General features: G+C 71.6%; 24 protein-coding genes. 13 read left to right on the top strand and 11 right to left on the bottom strand.

The window, feature by feature from the left end:
• Nucleotides 1-14: 14 nt before the first annotated feature.
• From manD to GPA04_RS19565, 5 genes are all read right to left on the bottom strand, one after another.
• Nucleotides 15-1250 carry a D-mannonate dehydratase ManD gene (manD, locus tag GPA04_RS19585; RefSeq protein WP_156225904.1) on the bottom strand — a complete coding sequence of 412 codons (1236 nt, stop codon included), beginning with the start codon at nt 1248-1250 and terminating at the stop codon, nt 15-17.
• A 112-nt stretch (nt 1251-1362) separates the two neighbouring features.
• Entirely contained in the window at nt 1363-1752 is a 390-nt protein-coding gene (locus GPA04_RS19580) for a VOC family protein (RefSeq protein WP_156225903.1), read from the bottom strand.
• Nucleotides 1753-1843: 91 nt separating this feature from the next.
• Nucleotides 1844-2443, bottom strand: coding sequence for a methylated-DNA--[protein]-cysteine S-methyltransferase (locus GPA04_RS19575; RefSeq protein WP_156225902.1), 600 nt, complete (start codon nt 2441-2443; stop codon nt 1844-1846).
• Nucleotides 2427-2924, bottom strand: a complete 498-nt coding sequence (locus GPA04_RS19570) for an RNA polymerase sigma factor (protein WP_156225901.1) — start codon at nt 2922-2924, stop codon at nt 2427-2429. The genes GPA04_RS19575 and GPA04_RS19570 overlap by 17 nt, the downstream gene beginning before the upstream one ends.
• Before the next feature lie 43 nt (nt 2925-2967).
• Nucleotides 2968-3438, bottom strand: a complete 471-nt coding sequence (locus GPA04_RS19565) for a MarR family winged helix-turn-helix transcriptional regulator (RefSeq protein ID WP_156225900.1) — start codon at nt 3436-3438, stop codon at nt 2968-2970.
• A gap of 94 nt (nt 3439-3532) precedes the next feature.
• Between GPA04_RS19565 and GPA04_RS19560 the strand changes: the two genes are divergently transcribed.
• A complete protein-coding gene (locus GPA04_RS19560) occupies nt 3533-4069 on the top strand; it encodes an NADPH-dependent FMN reductase (protein ID WP_162458672.1) in 537 nt (178 codons plus the stop codon).
• Between the two features lie 9 nt (nt 4070-4078).
• Here the strand turns inward: GPA04_RS19560 and GPA04_RS19555 are convergent, their stop codons facing one another.
• Nucleotides 4079-4654, bottom strand: a complete 576-nt coding sequence (locus tag GPA04_RS19555; RefSeq protein ID WP_156225898.1) for a 1-acyl-sn-glycerol-3-phosphate acyltransferase — start codon at nt 4652-4654, stop codon at nt 4079-4081.
• 47 nt (nt 4655-4701) lie between these two features.
• Here GPA04_RS19555 and GPA04_RS19550 point away from each other — a divergent pair, with 47 nt between their 5' ends.
• On the top strand, nt 4702-5010 hold the full coding sequence (locus GPA04_RS19550; RefSeq protein ID WP_156225897.1) for an MTH1187 family thiamine-binding protein: 309 nt from the start codon (nt 4702-4704) through the stop codon (nt 5008-5010).
• Here GPA04_RS19550 and GPA04_RS19545 read toward each other — a convergent pair.
• Nucleotides 5000-5359: a YciI family protein gene (locus GPA04_RS19545; RefSeq protein WP_156225896.1), complete on the bottom strand. Its 360-nt coding sequence runs from the start codon at nt 5357-5359 to the stop codon at nt 5000-5002. The two genes, GPA04_RS19550 and GPA04_RS19545, sit on opposite strands and share 11 nt — an antisense overlap.
• Before the next feature lie 156 nt (nt 5360-5515).
• Here GPA04_RS19545 and GPA04_RS19540 point away from each other — a divergent pair, with 156 nt between their 5' ends.
• The 8 genes from GPA04_RS19540 (at nt 5516) to GPA04_RS19505 (ending at nt 14085) form a co-directional block, all read left to right on the top strand.
• The gene (locus GPA04_RS19540) at nt 5516-7456 is read left to right on the top strand and encodes a DUF5107 domain-containing protein (protein ID WP_156225895.1); all 1941 of its coding nucleotides are present in this window, start codon (nt 5516-5518) and stop codon (nt 7454-7456) included.
• A gap of 40 nt (nt 7457-7496) precedes the next feature.
• Nucleotides 7497-8477: an aldo/keto reductase gene (locus GPA04_RS19535; RefSeq protein ID WP_156225894.1), complete on the top strand. Its 981-nt coding sequence runs from the start codon at nt 7497-7499 to the stop codon at nt 8475-8477.
• A gap of 294 nt (nt 8478-8771) precedes the next feature.
• Nucleotides 8772-9782 (top strand): siderophore ABC transporter substrate-binding protein, encoded by a 1011-nt coding sequence (locus GPA04_RS19530; protein ID WP_156225893.1) that lies wholly within the window; start codon nt 8772-8774, stop codon nt 9780-9782.
• Nucleotides 9783-9808: 26 nt separating this feature from the next.
• Complete coding sequence (locus tag GPA04_RS19525; protein WP_241680931.1) at nt 9809-10828, top strand: ABC transporter permease; 1020 nt, start codon at nt 9809-9811, stop codon at nt 10826-10828.
• On the top strand, nt 10818-11852 hold the full coding sequence (locus GPA04_RS19520) for an iron chelate uptake ABC transporter family permease subunit (RefSeq protein WP_156225892.1): 1035 nt from the start codon (nt 10818-10820) through the stop codon (nt 11850-11852). Before GPA04_RS19525 ends, GPA04_RS19520 begins: the two co-directional genes overlap by 11 nt.
• Nucleotides 11849-12607, top strand: a complete 759-nt coding sequence (locus tag GPA04_RS19515; protein ID WP_156225891.1) for an iron ABC transporter ATP-binding protein — start codon at nt 11849-11851, stop codon at nt 12605-12607. Before GPA04_RS19520 ends, GPA04_RS19515 begins: the two co-directional genes overlap by 4 nt.
• Before the next feature lie 29 nt (nt 12608-12636).
• On the top strand, nt 12637-13626 hold the full coding sequence (locus tag GPA04_RS19510; RefSeq protein WP_156225890.1) for an aldo/keto reductase: 990 nt from the start codon (nt 12637-12639) through the stop codon (nt 13624-13626).
• Nucleotides 13627-13689: 63 nt separating this feature from the next.
• Nucleotides 13690-14085 (top strand): VOC family protein, encoded by a 396-nt coding sequence (locus tag GPA04_RS19505; protein ID WP_156225889.1) that lies wholly within the window; start codon nt 13690-13692, stop codon nt 14083-14085.
• Here the strand turns inward: GPA04_RS19505 and GPA04_RS19500 are convergent, their stop codons facing one another.
• The 4 genes from GPA04_RS19500 to GPA04_RS19485 all read right to left on the bottom strand — a co-directional run bounded on the left by GPA04_RS19500 (nt 14086) and on the right by GPA04_RS19485 (nt 16876).
• Complete coding sequence (locus tag GPA04_RS19500; RefSeq protein WP_156225888.1) at nt 14086-15000, bottom strand: phosphotransferase; 915 nt, start codon at nt 14998-15000, stop codon at nt 14086-14088. It lies immediately after the preceding gene.
• An 89-nt stretch (nt 15001-15089) separates the two neighbouring features.
• Nucleotides 15090-15431, bottom strand: coding sequence for an HIT domain-containing protein (locus GPA04_RS19495; protein ID WP_156225887.1), 342 nt, complete (start codon nt 15429-15431; stop codon nt 15090-15092).
• Between the two features lie 70 nt (nt 15432-15501).
• Entirely contained in the window at nt 15502-15963 is a 462-nt protein-coding gene (locus GPA04_RS19490; RefSeq protein WP_156225886.1) for an anthrone oxygenase family protein, read from the bottom strand.
• 142 nt (nt 15964-16105) lie between these two features.
• Complete coding sequence (locus tag GPA04_RS19485; protein WP_241680930.1) at nt 16106-16876, bottom strand: sulfite exporter TauE/SafE family protein; 771 nt, start codon at nt 16874-16876, stop codon at nt 16106-16108.
• Between the two features lie 97 nt (nt 16877-16973).
• On the opposite strand from GPA04_RS19485, the gene GPA04_RS19480 reads away from it, so the two are divergent.
• From GPA04_RS19480 to GPA04_RS19470, 3 genes are all read left to right on the top strand, one after another.
• Nucleotides 16974-17678, top strand: a complete 705-nt coding sequence (locus GPA04_RS19480; protein WP_206674288.1) for an EcsC family protein — start codon at nt 16974-16976, stop codon at nt 17676-17678.
• Between the two features lie 81 nt (nt 17679-17759).
• Entirely contained in the window at nt 17760-19478 is a 1719-nt protein-coding gene (locus GPA04_RS19475) for a nitrite/sulfite reductase (RefSeq protein ID WP_156225884.1), read from the top strand.
• Entirely contained in the window at nt 19475-20215 is a 741-nt protein-coding gene (locus GPA04_RS19470) for a phosphoadenylyl-sulfate reductase (protein ID WP_156225883.1), read from the top strand. The genes GPA04_RS19475 and GPA04_RS19470 overlap by 4 nt, the downstream gene beginning before the upstream one ends.
• Nucleotides 20216-20236: the final 21 nt, after the last annotated feature.

Below are 20236 nucleotides of genomic sequence, written 5' to 3'. Positions count from 1 at the left end.
CGGCCGGCTGGGCGCTACCAGTCGTGAACGGTGCCATCGGCGAGCCGGTTGAAGGGCAGGTAGGCCTGCTCGTAGGGGTACTTGCCGGCCTCGTCGACGTCGAGATCGACGCCCAGACCCGGGTTGTCGCCCGGGTGCAGGAGGCCGTTCTCGAACGTCATCGACTGCTGGAAGGTGGCGTTGGTGCGCTCGCCGTGCTGCATGTACTCCTGGATCCCGAAGTTGTGGATCGCCAGGCCCACGTGCAGCTGGGCGGCGAACCCGACCGGGGAGATGTCGGTCGGACCGTGGCAGCCGGACTTGATCTGGTACTGCGCCGCGAAGTCCATGACCTTCTTGAGCGGCGAGATGCCGCCGAAGTGGGTCGATGCTGCGCGCACGTAGTCGATCAGCTGCTCGCTGATCAGCGTCTGGAAGTCCCACACGGTGTTGAATATCTCGCCGATGGCCAGCGGTGTGGTCGTGTGCTGCCGCACCAGCCGCAGGGCGTCCTGGTTCTCCGCCGGGGTGCAGTCCTCGAGCCAGAACAGGTCGTAGGGCTCGAGCGACTTGCCGAGCTTCGCGGCCTGGATCGGGGTCATCCGGTGGTGGCCGTCGTGCAGGAGCGGCAGGTCGGGGCCGAACTCGCTGCGCACGGCCTCGAACACCGTGGGCAGGTGGTGCAGGTAGGACCGCGTGTCCCAGTCCTCCTCGGCCGGGTACGCACCGCGGCGGGCGGGCTCGTGGTCGTACCGCTCCAGGCCGCCGTCGATCACCGACTGCGCAGCGATCCCGTAGATCGCCTTCAGGCCCGGGACCCCGGTCTGCACGCGGACCGAGCGATAGCCCAGCTCGCGGTGCTCGCGGATGGAGTCGAACAGCGCCTGCAGATCGACGCCCGACGCGTGCCCGTACGCCATCAGCCCCGTGCGGCTGGCGCCACCCAGCAGCTGGTAGACCGGCATCCCGGCCGCCTTGCCCTTGATGTCCCACAGCGCCATGTCGACGGCGCCGATCGCGGCCATGGTCACGGGTCCGCGACGCCAGTACGCGCTGCGGTAGAGGAACTGCCAGGTGTCCTCGATGCGGTGGGCGTCCTTGCCGATCAGCAGCGGCACCACGTGGTCCTTCAGGTAGGACACCACCGAGAGCTCCCGACCGTTCAGGGTGGCGTCCCCGAGGCCGACGTGGCCCTCGTCGGTCTGCAGCCGCAGCGTCACGAAGTTGCGGTTGGGGCTGGTGACGATGACCTCGGCCCGCTCGATGATCACGGTGTGGTTCCTCCTGTGCTCGGCGCGCCGCCGTCGGCACGCACCGCCCATCCTGCCCCGCCCACCGCCTCAGGCGGCAACCGGTTGTCGCGCCTTGCTCGCCCTGGCCACCTCACCGGATCAGGCAGAACTCGTTGCCCTCGGGGTCGGCGAGCACGATCGTGCCTGATCCGGTGTCCCGGATGACCGTGGCGCCGAGCGCCACCAGTCGGGCAACCTCGGACGCGACATCATCCGCGGCCAGGTCGACGTGCACACGGTTCTTGGTGATCTTGCCCTCTGGCACCTGCTGGAACCAGAACCGCACCCCGGGGCCACCGGCCACGGGGTGCACCAGCACGGTCGGGTCGTCCTCGAGGTCCGTGATGCCGAGCCCGGCCAGCCGTGCCACCTCGGCGTCGTCGTAGGGCGCCACCTCGTAGCCGTCGAGCACCTGGGCCCAGAACCGCGCGAGCGGAGCGGGGCGGGCGCAGTCGGTCACCACGTCGCGCAACGTCGCCATCGTCCCAGTGTGCTCCGACCAGGGCCGCGGTGGGTCGGGTCGTCACGGAATCGTGGTGAAACCGGGAGGTGGACGGAAAGGTGTTGAAACCTCAGAGGTGGGCGAGCTCCAGCTGGAGCAGCGCGGTCTTGGCCTCGGGGCCGCCGCGGTAGGCGCCCGTGGTGCCGTCGGACCGGACCACCCGGTGGCAGGGGAGCACCAGCGGCACCGGGTTCCGGGCGCACGCCGTGCCCACCGCGCGCGTCGCGCCGGGGTTCCCGGCCATCGCGGCGAGCTCGGCGTAGCTGGCCGTGCGTCCGTACGGGATCGTCGGCAGCAGCTGGACCACCTCCCGGCGGAACCCCATCACCAGGGTGAGGTCGATCGCGAGATCGAAGTCGCGCCGTCGGCCCGCGAAGTACTCCTCCATCTCGCGCGCCGCGGGATCGAGGCGGCGGGCGTCGGCGAGCACGCGCGGGCTGACGCGCGCGGCGAGCTCGTCGAGCACCTCGTCCTCGGTCTCGGTCTCGAACGCGACGCGGACGATCCCGCGCGGGGTCGCCGCCAGCAGCAGCCTCCCGAGCGGGGAGTCGACCGTGCGGTAGGCGACGTCGAGCAGGTCGGCGGCCTCGGCCGCGCGGCCCAGGCGGTCGGTCAGGCGGCGGAGCGTGTCGGCGTCGTCGGGCATCTGCAGGTCAGCGATCTCGGTCATCATCGGTTCCTTCTGCGTGGGTGCGTCGGAGGGCGGCGATGCCGTCGGCGCTCGCGCGCCGGGCCGCCGCGGCGGTGCCGCCGAGGATCGCTGCGACCTCCCGGTGCGGCAGCCCCGCGACGTGGTGGTAGACGACCGCGGCCCGCTGCTTGTCGGGCAGCGTCGCCAGGTCCTCCCAGAGGTCGCGCTGCCAGCCCGCGAACGCGGGCTGGGTGCGGGTGTGTCGCGGTTCGGGCACCTCACCCGCGGGGACCGGTGCCCGACGGCGGGACCTCAGCTGGTCGATCGCCTTGCGATGGGCGATCGTCACGAGCCATGCCTCGACGTTGGCGCCGGCGGGCAGGTCCGGGTAGGCGCGCAGGGCCGCCAGGAACGCCTCGGACCACGCGTCCTCGGCGTCGTCGGGACCGGCCACGGCCCGGCAGACCCGCAGCACGGTGGCGCCGTGGGCCCGGACGAGGGCCTCGAACGGTTTCTTCATCACACCCTGCAGACGCTCGGCGGGTCCGAGATGTGAGGTCGGGTCAGCACTCCGGCTCGAGCTCGGTGTCGGACGTGGTGCGCTCCAGCAGCGCGCCCAGGCGATCGCGCAGCGCGGCGAGCTCGCCGTCACCGAGATGCCGACCCCAGTCCTCCTCGATGTCGCGGAAGGTCTTCCGGACGAGCTCCATCGCCCTGCCGCCACGTTCGGTGAGCACCACCAGGCGCGCCCGCTGGTCCGCCGGGTCCGGCTCGGTCCGGACCAGACCGACGCGCTCGAGCTGCACGATCTGCTGGCTGATCGCCTGCTTGGTGACGCCGGAGAGCTCCACGAGGTTGCTCGCCCGCTGCGGCCCGTCGCCCAGGTGCCGGAGCACGTTGCGGGAGTGCGCGAGCGAGAGCGAGCAGAACTCCGAGGTGCGGAGCCGGTGGTCGAACTCGGCGAGGTAGGCCGCCTCGAGCCTGCTGAGCATGGAGACGAGCGGCAGCGCAGCGGTACGCGTCGTCGTCGGCATCCCACCATGATAGCGATCTGGTCAAGGACTTGACAGTGATGCCGCGATCGCCCACTCTTGGTCAAGCACTTGACCGTTCGACCTGAGGACATCCGTGAACGTCTTGGTTCTCGTCGGGAGCGCCCGCCCCGACTCCTTCAACGCCCAGCTCGCCGAGGCCGCCGTCGCGGCGCTCCCCGAGGGCACCGCCGTCGAGAGGTTCGACCGGTTCCACGAGCTGCCCTTCTACAGCGACGACGCCGATGCGAACCCGCCCGCAGCCGTGGCCGAGCTCCGCGAGGTGTGCGGCCGCGCCGACGTCCTCGTGATCGCGACCCCCGAGTACAACGCCTCGGTCCCCGGCTCCCTCAAGAACGGCATCGACTGGGCGTCGCGGCCGTACGCGGACTCCTCGATCCGCGGCAAGCGCGTGGCCGTGCTGGCCGCCAGCCCAACCGCCGGCAGCGCCGAGAGCGCCCGCGAGCACCTCGTCGCGATCCTCGCCCGGGCCCGGGCCGAACCGCTGGCGCGCACGGTGGGGATCGCCGCGGCCCACGAGGCGTTCGTCGCGGGTGAGCTGGCCGACGCCGAGCACGCGGCCGCCGTCGAGAACCTCATGCACGAGCTCGTCAGCGCGCCCGTCCACGCCTGACCCGCCCGGTCAGGGCGCCGTCGTCTCGTTCCTGAGCCGGGGGACCGACTCCAGACCGGGCCGCAGGCCCACGAACGAGTCGTAGAACGCCCGGATGCGATCCATGTCGGCCCGCACGTCACCGGTGAGGTCGAGATGCGGGCCGATGCCGCACGCCATCCGGGAGCGGTCGACGAACCCGAGGATGACCGGCAGCTCCGCCGCCATGGCGAGCCGGTAGAAGCCCGACTTCCAGTGCTCGACCTTGCTTCGCGTCCCCTCCGGGGTGATCACGAGCATGAAGTGCTCGCCGCGGTCCGCCATCTCCACGAGCTGGCGGACCAGCCCCGAGTCGGAGCCCCGGTTGACCGGGATCCCGCCCAGCGCCCGCATCAGGGTCCCCAGCGGCTCCCAGAACACCGACTTCTTGGCGAGGAAGCGGAAGTTCACACCCACGTGCCAGCTCACCATCACCATGAGCACGAAGTCCCAGTTGGAGGTGTGCGGGGCGCCGAGCAGCACGCCGCGCGGAGGTAGCGGCTCAGCCACCGGGGTCCACCGACTGAACCGCCAGTAGACGCTCGAGAGCCACCGACGGATGCGCACGGGCCTACCGTACGGGTGAGCGAGGCTCGGTGTGGCACGCTGCCGCCATGCTCGCCGCCTTCAGCATCGCACCGCTCACCTCCGACCCGACCGGCAGCGTCACCGACGCCGTCGCCCGCGCCGTCAAGGTGGTGCGCGACTCCGGGCTGCCGAACGAGACCACGGCGATGTTCACGACCGTCGAGGGCGAGTGGGACGAGGTGATGGCGGTCGTCAAGGACGCCGTCGACGCCGTGGCGCAGGTCTCGCCGCGGGTCAGCCTGGTCCTCAAGGCCGACATCCGGCCCGGTCACACCGGCCAGCTGACCGCGAAGGTCCAGCGCATCGACGAGGCGCTGGGCGAGGTCAGCCCCTGATCGACCCCGGCTGGAACCGCCGGACCTGCTGCGGCCAGCCGCACGCCTCGGCGACCTTGCCCGCCCACAGGCGCGCGGTCTCCTCGTCCGGCACGTCCACCACGACGAACCCGCCCAGGAACTCGGCGCTCTCGGTGTACGGGCCTTCGGTGAAGACCAGGGTGCCGCTGGTGGCGTCGGCGGCGACGGCCTCCGCGATGTTCTCCTCCAGACCGCCACCGAAGATCAGGACGCCGGCGTCCCGCATCTCCTCGACGACCGCGGTGGCGAGCGGTGCGCGGCTGACGAACCACTCCCCCGTGTGGTCGCCCACCCACTGCTGGTGGAAGTAGATGATGTACTCGGTCATGTCACTCCTCCTCGGGTGAGCCGTTCGGCTCCGACACCATGACGCACGGCGGTGGGACGAATCGACAGCCTCGCCGGGACATGCGCCAGGATGTCGTCGAGATCGTCCCCCCGACGGCCGAGCGTCGCTGCTCGGTGACCAGGAGAGCACCCACCGATGAGCACATCCCTGCGCGCCACCACCGTGTCGGTGACCGGGTCGCTGCCCGGGCCGGAGAGCCCGCTGCCGGCCTTCGCACCCATGCGCGCGCTGCCCCCGATCGAGGCCGGTGACGGCGTCGACGCCGCGATGGCGGAGCGAATCGCGTACGGGCGTCTGCAGACCCCGCTGCCCTACGCACGGCACAGCGACTACACCAGGGCGCGCGAGGACGTCGAGCTCCCCGCCCTGGTCCTCGACAACGGGATCCTGACGGCGACCGTGCTCCCCTCCCTCGGGGGTCGCGTCTGGTCGCTGCGCGACCAGACGCGCGGGCGCGAGCTGCTGTTCGTGAACCCGGTGCTGCAGCACGCCAACTTCGGCCTGACCGACGGCTGGTTCGCAGGCGGCATCGAGTGGAACCTCGGGTCGACCGGGCACTGGACCCTCTCGAACCGGCCGCTGCACGCCGCCCGGATCACCACCCCGTCCGGCGACGGGCTGCGGCTGTGGGAGTGGGAGCGCACGCGCGACCTGATCCTGCAGATCGACCTCGAGCTCGACGGCGACCGGCTCCTCGCGCACACCCGGGTCATCAACCCCGACCCGGAGAGCAAACCGCTCTACTACTGGACCAACATCGCGGTCCCCGAGACGCCGGGCACGCGCGTGCTCAGCGCCGCGGAGTCGGCGTGGCGCACCGACTACACCGGGCGGCTGAGCAGGGTGGCGGTGCCGCACCCGGACGCACCGGACGTCGACATCAGCTATCCGGCGAGCGCCTCGCACCCGGCGGACTACTTCTTCGACAGCCCGGCACCGGGTCGGTTCGTGGCCGCCGTGGAGCCCGACGGCACCGGCTTCGCCCAGACCGCCACCGACGAGCTGCGGGGGCGCAAGCTGTTCCTCTGGGGCACCGGCCCGGGCGGGCGGCGCTGGCAGGAGTGGCTCAGCGGCTCGTCGCAGGGCTTCTCCAGCTACGCCGAGATCCAGGCCGGCTGGTGCACCACCCAGATGGAGCACGACGTCATCGAGGGCCGCTCCGAGCTGTCCTGGACCGAGGCCTTCGGCGGCATCGAGCTCGAGCAGAGCGCCGTGGCCGGGTCGTTCGGCGCGGCCGCCGAGGCCGCTCGCCACGCGGTGCACGAGGCCGCAGCTCCGGCCGACCTGTCGGCTCGCCACGCGCGCTGGCGCGCCGAGGTGGCCGACGGCGCACCGGAGGAGATCGTGTTCGCCGGCTCGGGTGGGGGCCGGGCCGAGCTGGACCTGCGGGACCTGCTCGGCGAGGAGGCCGCCGTCCCGGCCGCCGCACTCCCCTTCTCCTCGCAGGAGGACTCCTCGAGCGGGACCTCGTCGGGGGACGCGCACAGCCTCCCGCTCGGCGGCATCCCGGGGGTCTCGGACCGGTGGCGGCAGGCCTACGCCGACCCGCGGTGGGACGCCGAGCCCTGGGTCCGCTACGCGCGTGCCGTCAACGCCCACGTGCGCGGCGATGCCGAGCTGGCCGACGCCGAGTACGCGGCTGCCGAGGACCTCGCCGCCGGACGCGGGGAGGGCACACCGGTCGCGGCGGTGCGGGGCCGGGCGCTGCTGGCGGCGGCACGCGGCGACGTCGAAGGAGCCCGCGCGCTCTACGCACGCGCCCTGGCGGCAGCGCCCCAGGAGCGGACGCTGCTGACCGAGGTGGTGGGGTTCCTGCTGACGGCGGGAGACCCGGCGGCCGCGCTCGCGGCGCTCGACCGGGCGCCGGCTGCGCTGGCCTCGCACGGCCGGCTCCGGCTGCAGCGGGCGCTCGCGCTGGTCGCCACGGGCGATCGCGCCGGGGCCGCCGCGATCCTGGAGGACCTCGAGGTGCCCGACCTCGCCGAGGGCGGGCGCGAGCTCGACGCGGTGTGGGCGCTGGTCCATCCGGGCGAGCCGGTGCCCGACCGGCTCAACTTCCGCATGCACGCCGACTGATCGCAGACGCCCGGGCGCCCTCGGCCAGTAGGTTCGAGACATGGACTATCGCCAACTCGGCCGCACCGGCCTCAAGGTCGCCCCGCTGTGCCTGGGCACGATGAACTTCGGCCCCCGCACCAGCGAGGCCGACAGCCACTCGATCATGGACGCCGCTCACGAGAACGGCCTCAACTTCTTCGACACCGCCAACCGCTACGGCACCCAGCCCGGCGAGACCGAGGAGATCCTCGGCCGCTGGTTCGCCAGCGGCGGCGGTCGCCGCGAGCGCACCGTGCTCGCTACCAAGCTCTACGGCGACATGGGTGACTGGCCCAACGAGGGCAAGCTCTCGGCGCTCAACATCCGTCGCGCCGCGGACGCCTCGCTGAAGCGGCTGCAGACCGACTACATCGACCTCTACCAGATGCACCACGTCGACCGGGAGACCCCCTGGGACGAGATCTGGGAAGCGATGAGCGTGCTGCGGCAGCAGGGCAAGATCCTCTACGTCGGGTCCTCGAACTTCGCCGGCTGGCACATCGCCACCGCGCAGGGCGTGGCGGCCTCGCTGGGCATGGTCGGGCTCGTCAGCGAGCAGTCGCTGTACAACCTGATGTCGCGCTGGGTCGAGCTCGAGGTGCTGCCGGCAGCCGAGCACCACGGGCTCGGCGTGATCCCGTGGTCGCCCCTCGCGGGTGGTCTGCTGGGTGGCGTGCTCGCCAAGGAGCGTGACGGCGTCGAGGGCCGCGGCACCGCGAACACCGAGGGCATCGAGAAGAACCGTGAGGTGCTGACCGCGTACGAGGAGCTGTGCTCCGACATCGGCGAGAAGCCCGCGGACGTCGCGCTCGCCTGGCTGCTGACGCGCCCGGCGGTGACCGCGCCGATCATCGGCCCGCGCACCATCGAGCAGCTGACCGACAGCCTCCGGGTGCCCGAGATCGACCTCGACGACGCCGCCCTCGACCGCCTCGAGGAGCTCTTCCCGGCGCCCTTCCCGAAGGGCAGCAACCCGGCCCCCGAGGCCTACGCCTGGTAGTTCCCCCTCCCCCTTCCCCTCTCTCCCCGTCTCCCCTCTCGCCCGTCCCCGTCTCTCCCGGGAAAGCGCTTTGGGGCACCTGCGGTCCGCCACATGGACCGAGGTGACCCCGGAGCGCTTTCCCACATCGTGGGCACCGGCGCCCGCGCAGCTCTCGATATACGTTAGGTTAGGCTTGCCTTAACGGACGACATCGTCCGTGATCCGCGTCAGCGGGGGCATCACAGCCGACGGCGGCGCGCGTCGCTGTCGCGCGCCCGCCGCAGGGTCGACCTATCACCTGGGAGCTTCGCCATGTCCACGCACCGACCACTCGCCGCGGTCTCGCTGATCGCGGTCTCCGCCCTCGTCGTCGCCGGTTGCGGGGCCGCGGGGGATGCCGGCGCCGGCGGCGACGACGCGTCCGCCGAGACCGTCAGCTACACCTGGGAGCGCAACGTCGCGGGTGAGGACGAGGAGCCGGTCTACGAGGCGACCACCGTCGAGGTGCCGCTCGACCCGCAGCGCATCGTCGCCTTCGAGATGGCGAGCGTCGACACGATCGGCTCTCTGGGCGGGGAGATCGCCGGTGCGCCGCTGGAGTCGGTGCCCGACTACCTGCAGGGATTCCTCGCCGAGGACGCCTTCAACGCCGGCACCCTGTTCGAGGCCGACCTCATCGAGATCGAGTCGCAGCAGCCCGACCTCATCATCATCGGCGGTCGTTCCGCGCCGCTGTACGAGGACCTCAGCGAGATCGCGCCCACGATCGACCTCGGGATCACCGGCAGCTACCTCGACACGCTCGAGCGCAACGTCAGCCTCCTGGGCGAGGTGCTCGGCGCCGAGGACGAGGCAGCCGCCGCGCTGACCGAGCTCGACGAGGGCATCGAGGAGGCCAAGACGGCGGCGGCCGCGGCCGGCACCGGGCTCGGCGTCATGGTCTCGGGCGGGCAGCTCAACGCGCTCGCGCCCTCGGGCTCCGACGCCGGGAGCTCGAACGTGCGCGGCGGGCTGCTCTACGACGTCTTCGGCGTCACGCCGGTCGTCGACGACATCGCCTCGGCCACCCACGGCGAGCCGATCTCCTTCGAGTTCCTGCTCGAGCACGACCCGGACGTGCTGTGGGTCGTCGACCGTGACGTCGCCACCGGTGAGGCCGAGAACGGTGCGGCGGCCCAGGTCCTCGACAACGAGATCGTGCACCAGACCACCGCGTACACCACGGACTCGATCGTCTATCTCGACCCGGTCGCGTGGTACATCGTCTACGGCGGCATCACCACCACGCAGCTGCTGATCGACGACGTCATGCAGGTCTCCTAGGCCGCGAGCAGAACCGAGATCCACCCGTGAGCACAGCGGTCGCCGCGATCGCCAGCGCCCCCGCCCAGCGCCGTCCCCGACGGACCTGGGTGGGGGCGCTGATCGGCGTCCTCTTGGTGCTGCTCACGGTGCTCAGCGTGTTCGTCGGCGTCTCGGACGTCTCGCCCGCGGCGCTGCTGGACGGCGGCCGCGGGAGCACCGCAGCGTTCCTGCTGGTGGCCAGCCGGGCGCCGCGCACGATCGCCGTCGTGCTGGTGGGTGCCTCGCTCGGGATCGCGGGCCTCATCATGCAGATGCTCGTGCGGAACAAGTTCGTCGAGCCCGGCACCACCGGCGTCACCGAGTTCGCGACCTTCGGGATGCTGCTGACCATGGTGCTCTGGCCCGGGATGGCGGTGATGGGCAAGATGGGCGTCGCCGCGGCGTTCGGGCTGCTCGGCACCTGGGTGTTCCTGCGCGTCATCCGCGCCATCCCGGTGCGGCAGCTCGTGCTGGTGCCGATCGTCGGCATCATGCTCGGTGGCGTCGTCGGCTCGGTGACGACGTTCTTCGCCTACCGGCTCGACCTGCTGCAGTCGCTCGGGCAGTGGGCCCAGGGCAGCTTCTCGACCGTGATGCAGGGCCGGTACGAGCTGGTCTGGATCGCCGCGGCGATGGTCGTGGTGGCGTGGTTCGCCGCCGACCGCTTCAGCGTGGTCGGGCTCGGCGAGGAGTTCGCCGTCAACCTCGGCCTCGACTACCGGCGCGTGGTCGGCATCGGGATGGTGATCATCGCCGTCATCACCGCGGCGGTGCTGGTGACGGCCGGGATGATCCCGTTCCTCGGGCTCGTGGTGCCGAACGTCGTCAGCCTCATCATCGGCGACAACGTGCGCCGAGCGATCCCGTGGGTCGCCGGTCTCAGCGCCGTGTTCGTCCTCGCGTGCGACATCCTCGCCCGCGTGATCCGCTTCCCGTACGAGATCCCGCTGTCGGTGATCGTCGGCATCATCGGTGCGGCGCTGTTCCTCTGGCTGCTGCTGCGGAGGCGGAGCCATGCGCACTGAGACCTTCGAGATCGGCACCGCGCCGGCCGCTCCCGCGCGCGCGACCCGTGCGAGGCGTGGCATCCGCGAGCTGTGGGCGCTGCCCTGGGTCCGGCTGGCCCTGCTCGCCGCGGTCATCGTGGCGGCGGTCGTGGTGTACCTGTTCACCGACGTGCCCGGCTCGCTGGCGTTCGCGCTCCGGATCCGTGGCCTCACGGTCGCGGCCATGCTCGTGGTCGCCACGGCGGTCGGCGTCTCCACGGTCGTCTTCCACACGATCACGGGCAACCGGATCCTCACGCCGTCGATCATGGGTTTCGACGCGTTCTATGTGCTGATCTCCACGCTCATCGTGTTCTTCCTGGGCTCCCAGTCGTTCGTGAGGTTCGACCCCGTCACGCTCTGGCTGGTCCAGGTCGGCGTGATGATGGCGTTCAGCGCCGCCCTGTTCAGCTGGCTGTTCGGGGGCCGGCGCCGCTCGGTCCACCTGATGCTGCTCGTCGGCATCGTGCTGGGGGTGTTCTTCCGCAGCTTCAGCGAGTGGATGCAGCGGATGCTCGACCCGCTCGACTTCCAGATCCTCTCCGACGCGATGTTCGCGTCGCTGACGCGGCCCGACGAGCTGCTGCTGACGCTCACCGCCGCGCTCGTGCTCGTGGGCGCGATCGCGCTCGTACCGCTGCTGCGCACCTTGGACGTGCTGACGCTGGGCAGCCCGGCCGCCATCGGCCTGGGGGTGGAGCACCGACGCGTGGTGCTCACGCTGTTCCCGATCGTCTCGCTCATGGTCGCGGCCTCGACGGCGCTGGTCGGCCCGATCCTGTTCTTCGGCCTGATCGTGGCCAACCTCGCGTACTCCTACGCCGGCTCGTTCCGGCACACCTGGACGCTGCCCGCCGCCGTCGGCATCGGCATGCTCTGCCTGATCGGCGGCCAGCTCGTCCTGGAGCAGCTCTTCGGCTTCGCCGGCACGCTCTCGACGGTCATCGAGTTCGCCGGCGGCCTGTTCTTCCTCTTCCTGGTGCTGCGAAAGGGGGCGCGATGATCGCGCTCGAGAACGTCACCAAGCGCTACGGCGCCACGACCGTCGTCGACGACGTCTCCCTCACCTTCGGGGGTGAGGGCATCGCGGCGCTCATCGGGCCGAACGGTGCCGGCAAGTCGACGCTGTTCTCCCTGGTCGGGCGGCTGCTCAAGCCCGACGACGGCCGGGTGGTGGTCGACGGCGTCGACGTCGCGACGGCGTCCTCGCGCGAGCTCGCCACCGCGCTCGCGGTGCTGCGGCAGGACAACCACGTCGCCGCCCGGCTGACGGTTCACGACCTGGTCGAGTTCGGGCGGTTCCCGCACTCGCGCGGACGTCTCACCGTGACCGACCGGGACCACATCGAGCGTGCGATCGACTACCTGGAGCTCGACGCCTACCGCGGCCGGTTCCTCGACGAGCTGTCCGGTGGTCAGCGGCAGCGCGCGTTCATCGCGATGGTGCTCGCCCAGGACACGCGCTACGTGCTGCTCGACGAGCCGCTCAACAACCTCGACCTGCGCCACATGACCGAGATCATGAGGCTGCTGCGGCGGATGGCCGACGAGCTCGACAAGCGCATCGTCGTCGTCCTCCACGACATCAACTTCGCCGCCACCTACGCCGACCGGATCGTCGCGATGCGGGCCGGGAGGGTGGTGGCCGACGCGGCCGCCGGCGAGGTGATGGACCCCGACGTGCTCGAGGCGGTCTACGACACCCCGGTCGACGTCCGGGACATCGACGGCAGACCCGTGGCGTTGTACTACTCCTGACCCCGGCGCGGCCCTAGGGTGTGATCTCGATGCAGACACGAGCTCTCCCCCAGCGTCCGGACGTGCGGCTCACCACGGTCGGCCTCGGTGGTGCGCAGGCCGGCAACCTCGGCGCCGCGCGCAGCGACGAGACGGTGCGCGAGACCTTCGAGACCGCCTGGGCGGCGGGCGTGCGGTACGTGGACACCGCCCCGCACTACGGCCTGGGTCTGTCCGAGCGGCGGCTGGGTGCGCTGCTCGCCGAGCGCACCCGCGACGACTTCGTGCTCTCGACCAAGGTCGGCCGACTGCTCGTGCCCTCCTTGCAGCCCGACGCCGAGGACCTCGCCGAGGGGTTCGCGGTGCCCGCGACGCTGCGCCGGGAGTGGGACCTGTCGCGTGACGGTATCCGCCGCTCCATCGAGGACTCGTTGGAGCGGCTCGGCCTCGACCGGATCGACATCGCCTTCCTGCACGACCCCGACGAACGCATGGACGAGGCGGTGGCCGAGGCGATGCCGGCCCTGATCGAGCTCCGCGAGGAGGGCGTGCTGCGCGCGGTCGGCGCCGGCATGAACTACTCCGCGCCGCTGACGCGGTTCGTGCGCGAGTGCGACATCGACGTGGTGCTGTGCGCCGGCCGGTACACGCTGCTCGACCAGTCCGCACTGGCGGACCTGATGCCCGCGGCGACCGAGCGCGGGGTGGGGGTCGTGATCGGCGGCGTCTACAACTCGGGCCTGCTCGCCGTCGACCGGCCGGGCGCCGACGCCACCTTCGACTACGTCCGCGCACCCGCCGAGCGCATCGAGCGGGCGCATGCGATCGCCGACGTCTGCGAGCGTCACGGCGTCACCCTGCCGGAGGCCGCGCTGGCGTTCGTGAACGCCCATCCGGCCGTGGTGTCCACGGTCATCGGGATGCGCCACGTGGGCGACGCCGAGGAGGCGGTGGCCCGCGCCGCCGCCGAGGTGCCCGCCGAGCTCTGGGACGACCTCCGCAGCGCCGGGCTGATCCCCGCGGACGCACCGACGAGCTGAACCGGCGCAGCGGCGCGACCACCGCGGAAGCGCCGCGTCCGGGAACGCTCCTACCGTGAGGCCATGGCGGTGCACTGGACGCTCGGCGGCGACGCGAGCGACCCGCACGCGCTCGCCGCGTTCTGGGCGACCGCGCTGGGCTACGTGCCCGAGCCGGGGTACGACGAGCCCGACGGCGCCTCGATCGTCGATGCCGAGGGCCGCGGTCCCGCGATCGGGTTCCTGCGGGTACCTGAGGGCAAGACGGCGAAGAACAGGTTCCACATCGACGTCCGGGTCGCGGGCGAGCCACCCTGGGACTGGGCCGCGCGAACCGGTCAGATCCGCGCCAAGGTCGCCGAGCTGGCGGCGCTCGGTGCCACGGTGGTCCGGGAGGAGCGATATCGCGACGAGCGGGGCAGCGTGCTCGGCCACGTCGTGATGCTCGACCCGGAGGGGAACGAGTTCTGCGTCGCGTGATCACGCCGGGGCGTGCGCGACCTCCGCGGTGATCAGCCGGAGTGCCGCGCCCGCGAGCCGCACCATGCCGGGGTTGGTGTCCCAGTAGTACGGGAGCGCGTTGAGCGCCTGCAGCTGCGCCCAGCCGCGAGCCCGGAGCACGTCGGCCTCCGGAGCGCTCAGGTCACCGAGGAAGCGCCGCGCGGCAGCGGTCTCGACGCCGCCGAACAGGTACCAGCACGGGGTGAGGTCCAGCGCCGGGTCGGTCACGTTCAGCGCACCGAGGTCGATCGCCGCGGTGAGCACGCCGTCGGTGGTGAGCAGGTTGCCCGGCAGCAGGTCGCCGTGGGTCCACCGCTCCTCGCCCGGTGCGCCGGCGGCCCGGGACTGCTGCCAGGCACGGGCCAGCGCGGCGCCGTCGACCCGGTCGCCGAGCTCGGCGATCCGCTGCTCGACCGTGCCATCATGCTCCGCCAGGTCACCACCGCGAGCGCCGGGGCGCCGCGGCGGCGCATCGGCCGTGCTCACCGCCCGGAGCGAGGCGACGAAGCCGGCGAGGTCACCCGCGAGGCGCGTGTCGCCGTCGAGCGCTCGCCCGACGAGGTCCCGACCCGGCAACCAGGACTGCACCGACCAGCCCAACGGGTAGTACGGCGTGGCTCGGCCGAGGGCCAGCACCCGCGGCAGCGCGAGGCTCACCAGCGGAGCCAGGCGCGGCAGCAGCGCCGCCTCCTTCTGGGCCTGCGCGGCGGCCCACGCGGTCCGCGGCAGCCGGAGCGACATCTCCTCGCCGAGCTGGTAGACGTCGTGATCGGTCCCGAAGTGCTCGACCGCCCTCAGCGGCAGGTCCGCCCACTCGGGCAGCTGGTCGGCCAGCAACCGCCTGGCGAGAGCGGCGTCGGTGAGGTTCTCGTCGTCGTGCATCCGGGTGCGCATCGCCTCGATCCTCGCCGCTCGGAGGCCGCGGGGTCGAGGGCATTGCGAGCGACGAGGACCGCAGGGGCGTCCTGGCGTCGACCGCCCGGTCACAGCGCGCGGGAGAGCGCCTCTCCCGAGTGGACGTGGACATGCAGGTGCTTCGAGTCCTGGTAGCCGCCGAGGTTGGTCATGACGCTGGCACTGCCGTGCTCCGCCACGACGTCGGCGGCGACCGACTGCACCACCTCGAGCAGCCGTGCGGCCAGTGCGGCATCCTGCAGCGTCAGCAACGAGTCGACGTGGACCTTCGGGACGACCACGACGTGCACCGGCCAGAACGGGCGCGTGTGGTGGAACGCGAGCACGTCGTTGTCCTCGTGAACCACGACCAGCGGCTCCCGCCGGGGGATCGCCACATCGCAGTAGAAGTCGTCCCCGGAGTACGGCATCACCTGGCGAGCGTACTCAGGCGTCCATCGGGGTCAGCACGCGATCGTCGTCGATCCAGGCGACGTGACGTCACACGAGCGCGACCGTGGCTGCGACCGCCCCGAGAAAGGAGAGAACGCAGCGCAGGGTGTTCGCGCGCGACCACGTCCGGGTGAAGGCCGACCACGTCGCTCCCCGGTCGCGTTCTCGCGCGAGGCGATCGTTCCACGGGATGTTCACGGCCACGCTGACGACAAAGGCCAGCAGGGTCGCTGCGATCGCGGCGATCATCCACGGAGCGGCTTCCGCGCCACCGCTGGTGACCAGGAGCACGCCGGCGAAGACGGCGGCGAGCGGGGCGCCGATGAAAGGCACCATGAAGAGCGAGCGGGGAGCCCTGAGGTTGATGTCGCGCATAAGGTCGGCTGCCGCTCGCGGCTCGGCCGCGTCACGGAGTGCAGGGCTCACCATCGTCGTGAAGGCCAGGAAGGCCCCGGTGTTCACGAAGTCGAGAGCCAGAACGACGACGACGGCGATCGTGACGGTGCCCATGTCAGCTCACGGCCCAGGACGTGGAGGTGTTCATGCGTCCCATTCAAGGTGCCGCTGCCCGGACGGGGAATGTGTGAGCGTCGCTCAGACATACGCGAACGTCCACATCGCGGCGGCGGACTCGTCACCACGACGAGGTGCGTCAGCGCACCAGGAGGTAGACAGCCCCGAGGATGCTGAGCGTGATGACGGTCCACTCGAAGACGCGGCGGCTGATCTTGTCCACGATCAGCCGCCCCACCAGAGCCCCGATCACCACGAACGGCACGAGCACGAGGTCGAGCAGCAGCAGCTCGGTGCTGAACAGCCCGAGCCCCACCGAGAACGGCACCTTGCTGAGGTTGACCACGAAGTAGAACCAGGCCGAGGTCCCGAGGAACACCGTGATCGGCAGCCGGACCGCGAGGAAGTACATGCTCATCACCGGGCCGGCGGCGTTGGCGACCATCGTGGTGAACCCGCCCAGACTGCCGTAGACCGCGCTCTGGGCGAGCACCGCCCCGCGCCCGGCCTCCGGCGGCGGCCCCTCGCTCGCCCGCTCGCGACGCTCGGCGCGCCGTCGCTGCACGAGCCCGAGCGCGATGACGCCGATGAGGATCGCCGCGATCACCCGGCCCACCAACGCGTCCGAGGCCTGCGACAGGAAGATGGTCCCCAGCACCAGCCCCACGAGTACCGGCGGTATCAGACGCCGCAGGATCCGCCAGTCCGCGTGGCGGCGGTAGAACACGACCGCGAACACGTCGGCGACGATCAGGAGCACCAGCAGCGCCGCCGTCGAGGGCTTCGCCGGCAGCACCATCGCGAACAGCGCGACGGCGATGTTCGCCCCCGGGATCGCCGTCTTGCTGATGCCGACCGTCACGGCGCCGATCGCGAGCGCGGCCCAGGCGAGCAGAGACAGATCCGGCACCCGTGCAGCATGACAGTCCCGGGAACGCCTCGCTCTCTCGCTCGTTGTACAAGACTGGGCAGCACCGCCGTGCGGCCGAGCTCGGGAAGGACACACCATGGGCATGCTCGAGAAGTTCCGTCCGAGCCGCAACGAGATCGTGCAGGCACGCACCGCGCTGGAGGAGGCCCGTGAGGGCAGGCCCGACGGCGGAGCGATCGATCGTCTCGTGCGGATGGTCATGTCCGTGGGCATCGATGGCAAGGGTCCCTTCCGGTCGGCGACCGCCGTCGCGGAACGGGCGCTGGCCCAGGCCGACGGAAACACCGAGAAGGCCGTGCACGCGGTGACCAGCTCGGCGATCCGGTGGGGCGCCGTCGGCGGTTTCGCCACGGGCCTGGGCGGGTTCGTGACCATGCCGGTCGCACTCCCCGCCAACCTGCTGGAGTTCTACGTGCAGGCGACCCGCATGGTGGCCGCGGTCGCGACGCTGCGCGGCTACGACATCAGCCGGCCCGAGGTCCGGACCGCGGTGATGCTGACGCTGGTGCGCTCCGACGCCGAGGACGTGCTCGCCAAGGCGGGCATCCCGACGGCGACCGGTCGGATGGCCTCGTTCGCCCTCAAGCGGCTGCCCGCCTCGGCGCTGATGCTGGTGAACAAGGCGATCGGGTTCCGGCTGCTGCGGGGCGTCGGCGAGCGGTTCCTCACCCGGCTGGGGCGGGGGCTGCCGTTCGTGGGCGGCATCGTCGGCGGGATGCTCGACGCCTGGATGATGCACCTGATCGGTGCCGCCGCGCGCCGCCAGCTGCCGCCGCACTGACCCGCGGGAACGGTCCGCCCACATCGTGGACCCTTTCTGACGCCTCCCCCGCGCCGCAGCCCGCTGGGTCATCGTGGACGCATGGCCGGAACCACCACCACGCAGGAGACGAGCGCGTCCTCGACGCCGCGCGCCCGGGTGTCGGGGCCCGCCGCCGACCGGTCGAACGGCCAGTGGCTCGTCGACGGCACCGCTCCCCTCAACCACAACGAGGAGTTCAAGGCCGCTGACAACCCGCTCAACGTGCGGCAGCGGATCATCGACACCTACGCCCAGGCGGGCTTCGATGCGATCCCGACCGACGATCTGCACGGCCGGTTCCGCTGGATGGGGCTGTACACCCAGCGCAAGCAGGGCATCGACGGCTCGCGCACCTCCAAGCTGGAGGCCGACGCGCTCTCGGACCGGTACTTCATGCTCCGGGTCCGGATCGACGGCGGAGCGCTCACCACCGACCAGCTGCGCACGATCGCGACGATCTCCCAGACGTTCGCACGCGGCACCGCGGACATCTCCGACCGCCAGAACATCCAGCTGCACTGGATCCGCATCGAGGACGTCCCCGAGATCTGGGAGCGGCTCGAGGCGGTCGGGCTCCAGACGACCGAGGCGTGCGGCGACACCCCCCGCGTGATCCTCGGGTCGCCGCTCGCGGGGATCGCCGCCGACGAGATCATCGATCCGACCCCGGCGATCCGCGAGATCACCGAGCGCTTCATCGGCGACCCGGAGCTGGCCAACCTGCCCCGCAAGTTCAAGTCGGCGATCACCGGGCACCCCAGCCTCGACGTGGTGCACGAGATCAACGACGTCTCGCTCGTGGGCGTCATCCACCCCGAGCTCGGTGCCGGTTACGACCTCTGGGTGGGTGGCGGTCTGTCCACGGCGCCGCGGCTGGCCGAGCGGCTCGGCACGTTCGTGCCGCCGGAGCGGGCGGCGGAGGTCTGGCACGGCGTCGTGCAGATCTTCCGTGACTACGGGTACCGCCGCCAGCGCACCAAGGCCCGCCTGAAGTTCCTGCTCGCCGAGTGGGGCGCCGAGAAGTTCCGGCACGTGCTGGAGTCCGAGTACCTGGACGCGCCGCTGCCGGACGGCCCGCCACCCGCACCCTCGGTCGGACCCGGCGACCACATCGGCGTCGGTGAGCAGAAGGACGGGCTGCGCTACATCGGGGTCGCCCCGGTGGTGGGGCGGGTCAGCGGCGACGTGCTCGCCGCCGTCGTCGAGATCGCCGAGTCGGTGGGCTCGTACCGGGTCCGGCTCACGCCGCACCAGAAGCTGCTGGTCCTGGATGTGGCGCCCGCCGACGTCGAGGGGGTCATCGCACGACTGGACGCGGTCGGGCTGTCCGCCCGACCCAGCCCGTTCCGCCGCTCCACGATCGCCTGCACCGGCATCGAGTACTGCAAGCTCGCCTTCGTCGAGACCAAGGAGACGGCCAGCCGGGCCATCGCCGAGCTCGAGAAGCGGCTCGCCGGCATCGACCTGCCGCACCCGATCGCCCTCAACATCAACGGCTGCCAGAACTCCTGCGCCCGGATCCAGACCGCCGACATCGGGCTGAAGGGCCAGCTGCTCGGCGGCAGCGAGTTCGGCTACCAGGTCCACCTGGGTGGCGGGCTCGCCACCCAGGACCGCGACGAGGCCGGTCTCGGACGCACCGTGCGCGGCCTCAAGGTCGCCGCCGACGAGCTGGCCGACTACGTCGAACGGGTCACCCTGCGCTTCCTCGCGGACCGCGAGGACGACGAGACGTTCGCCGTCTGGGCGCACCGAGCAGACGACGAGGCCCTCCGATGAGCCACACGACGAGCCTGACCAGCGTCCCGACCCGGCGCAGCGAGGACGAGCTCCGCGCGATCGCTGCCGAGGGCGCGGCCCGGTTCGCCGACGGCGGTTCCGAGGCCGCGGCGGAGGTGCTCGCCTGGGCGGCCGAGCAGTTCGGCGACCGCCTCGCGGTGGCGTGCTCGATGGCGGGTGACACGGTCGTCGTCGACCTGGCCGCGACAGCCCGGCCCGGTGTCGACGTGCTGTTCCTCGACACCGGCTACCACTTCGCCGAGACGCTCGGCACGCGGGCCGCCCTGGAGGCGGTCAAGGACGTGCACATCGTGGACGTCAAGCCCGAGCAGACCGTGGCCGAGCAGGACTCGCTGTACGGCAAGGACCTGTTCGTGCGCGACCCCGGCCAGTGCTGCCAGCTGCGCAAGGTGATCCCGCTCGAGCGCACGCTGGCCGGCTACGAGGCCTGGGTGACCGGGGTGCGGCGGGAGGACAACGCGCTGCGCGCCAACGCCCAGCTGGTCGAGTGGGACGAGACCCACCGCATGGTCAAGATCAACCCGGTCGCGCCGTGGAGCTTCGACGAGCTGCTCGAGCACGCCGAGAACAACAAGGTCCCGGTCAACCCGCTGCTCGCCGACGGCTACCCGTCGATCGGGTGCAAGCCGTGCACGCGGCGGGTGGCCGAGGGCGAGGACCCCCGGGCGGGCCGCTGGGCCGGCTTGGGGAAGACCGAGTGCGGGATTCACCTGTGACGACGACCTCTGAGCACCTGA

The sequence above is a fragment of the Pseudactinotalea suaedae genome (assembly GCF_009733815.1).
In the GTDB taxonomy this organism is placed as follows: Bacteria; Actinomycetota; Actinomycetes; order Actinomycetales; family Beutenbergiaceae; genus Pseudactinotalea; species Pseudactinotalea suaedae.
The sequence above is the reverse complement of the archived record's forward strand: the minus strand, read 5'-3'. Positions and strand labels throughout refer to the sequence as shown.

Excerpts from the sequence above, each read along its gene's own strand:
- GPA04_RS19480 (WP_206674288.1), top strand. The coding sequence starts at position 16,974 with ATGGGCATGCTCGAGAAGTTCCGTCCGAGCCGCAACGAGATCGTGCAG.
- GPA04_RS19500 (WP_156225888.1), bottom strand. The coding sequence starts at position 15,000 with ATGCGCACCCGGATGCACGACGACGAGAACCTCACCGACGCCGCTCTC.
- GPA04_RS19530 (WP_156225893.1), top strand. The coding sequence starts at position 8,772 with ATGTCCACGCACCGACCACTCGCCGCGGTCTCGCTGATCGCGGTCTCC.
- GPA04_RS19580 (WP_156225903.1), bottom strand. The coding sequence starts at position 1,752 with ATGGCGACGTTGCGCGACGTGGTGACCGACTGCGCCCGCCCCGCTCCG.
- GPA04_RS19520 (WP_156225892.1), top strand. The coding sequence starts at position 10,818 with ATGCGCACTGAGACCTTCGAGATCGGCACCGCGCCGGCCGCTCCCGCG.
- GPA04_RS19475 (WP_156225884.1), top strand. The coding sequence starts at position 17,760 with ATGGCCGGAACCACCACCACGCAGGAGACGAGCGCGTCCTCGACGCCG.
- GPA04_RS19575 (WP_156225902.1), bottom strand. The coding sequence starts at position 2,443 with ATGACCGAGATCGCTGACCTGCAGATGCCCGACGACGCCGACACGCTC.
- GPA04_RS19540 (WP_156225895.1), top strand. The coding sequence starts at position 5,516 with ATGAGCACATCCCTGCGCGCCACCACCGTGTCGGTGACCGGGTCGCTG.
- GPA04_RS19565 (WP_156225900.1), bottom strand. The coding sequence starts at position 3,438 with ATGCCGACGACGACGCGTACCGCTGCGCTGCCGCTCGTCTCCATGCTC.
- GPA04_RS19510 (WP_156225890.1), top strand. The coding sequence starts at position 12,637 with ATGCAGACACGAGCTCTCCCCCAGCGTCCGGACGTGCGGCTCACCACG.
- GPA04_RS19505 (WP_156225889.1), top strand. The coding sequence starts at position 13,690 with ATGGCGGTGCACTGGACGCTCGGCGGCGACGCGAGCGACCCGCACGCG.
- GPA04_RS19545 (WP_156225896.1), bottom strand. The coding sequence starts at position 5,359 with ATGACCGAGTACATCATCTACTTCCACCAGCAGTGGGTGGGCGACCAC.
- GPA04_RS19470 (WP_156225883.1), top strand. The coding sequence starts at position 19,475 with ATGAGCCACACGACGAGCCTGACCAGCGTCCCGACCCGGCGCAGCGAG.
- GPA04_RS19550 (WP_156225897.1), top strand. The coding sequence starts at position 4,702 with ATGCTCGCCGCCTTCAGCATCGCACCGCTCACCTCCGACCCGACCGGC.
- GPA04_RS19570 (WP_156225901.1), bottom strand. The coding sequence starts at position 2,924 with ATGAAGAAACCGTTCGAGGCCCTCGTCCGGGCCCACGGCGCCACCGTG.
- GPA04_RS19490 (WP_156225886.1), bottom strand. The coding sequence starts at position 15,963 with ATGGGCACCGTCACGATCGCCGTCGTCGTCGTTCTGGCTCTCGACTTC.
- GPA04_RS19515 (WP_156225891.1), top strand. The coding sequence starts at position 11,849 with ATGATCGCGCTCGAGAACGTCACCAAGCGCTACGGCGCCACGACCGTC.
- GPA04_RS19495 (WP_156225887.1), bottom strand. The coding sequence starts at position 15,431 with ATGCCGTACTCCGGGGACGACTTCTACTGCGATGTGGCGATCCCCCGG.
- GPA04_RS19535 (WP_156225894.1), top strand. The coding sequence starts at position 7,497 with ATGGACTATCGCCAACTCGGCCGCACCGGCCTCAAGGTCGCCCCGCTG.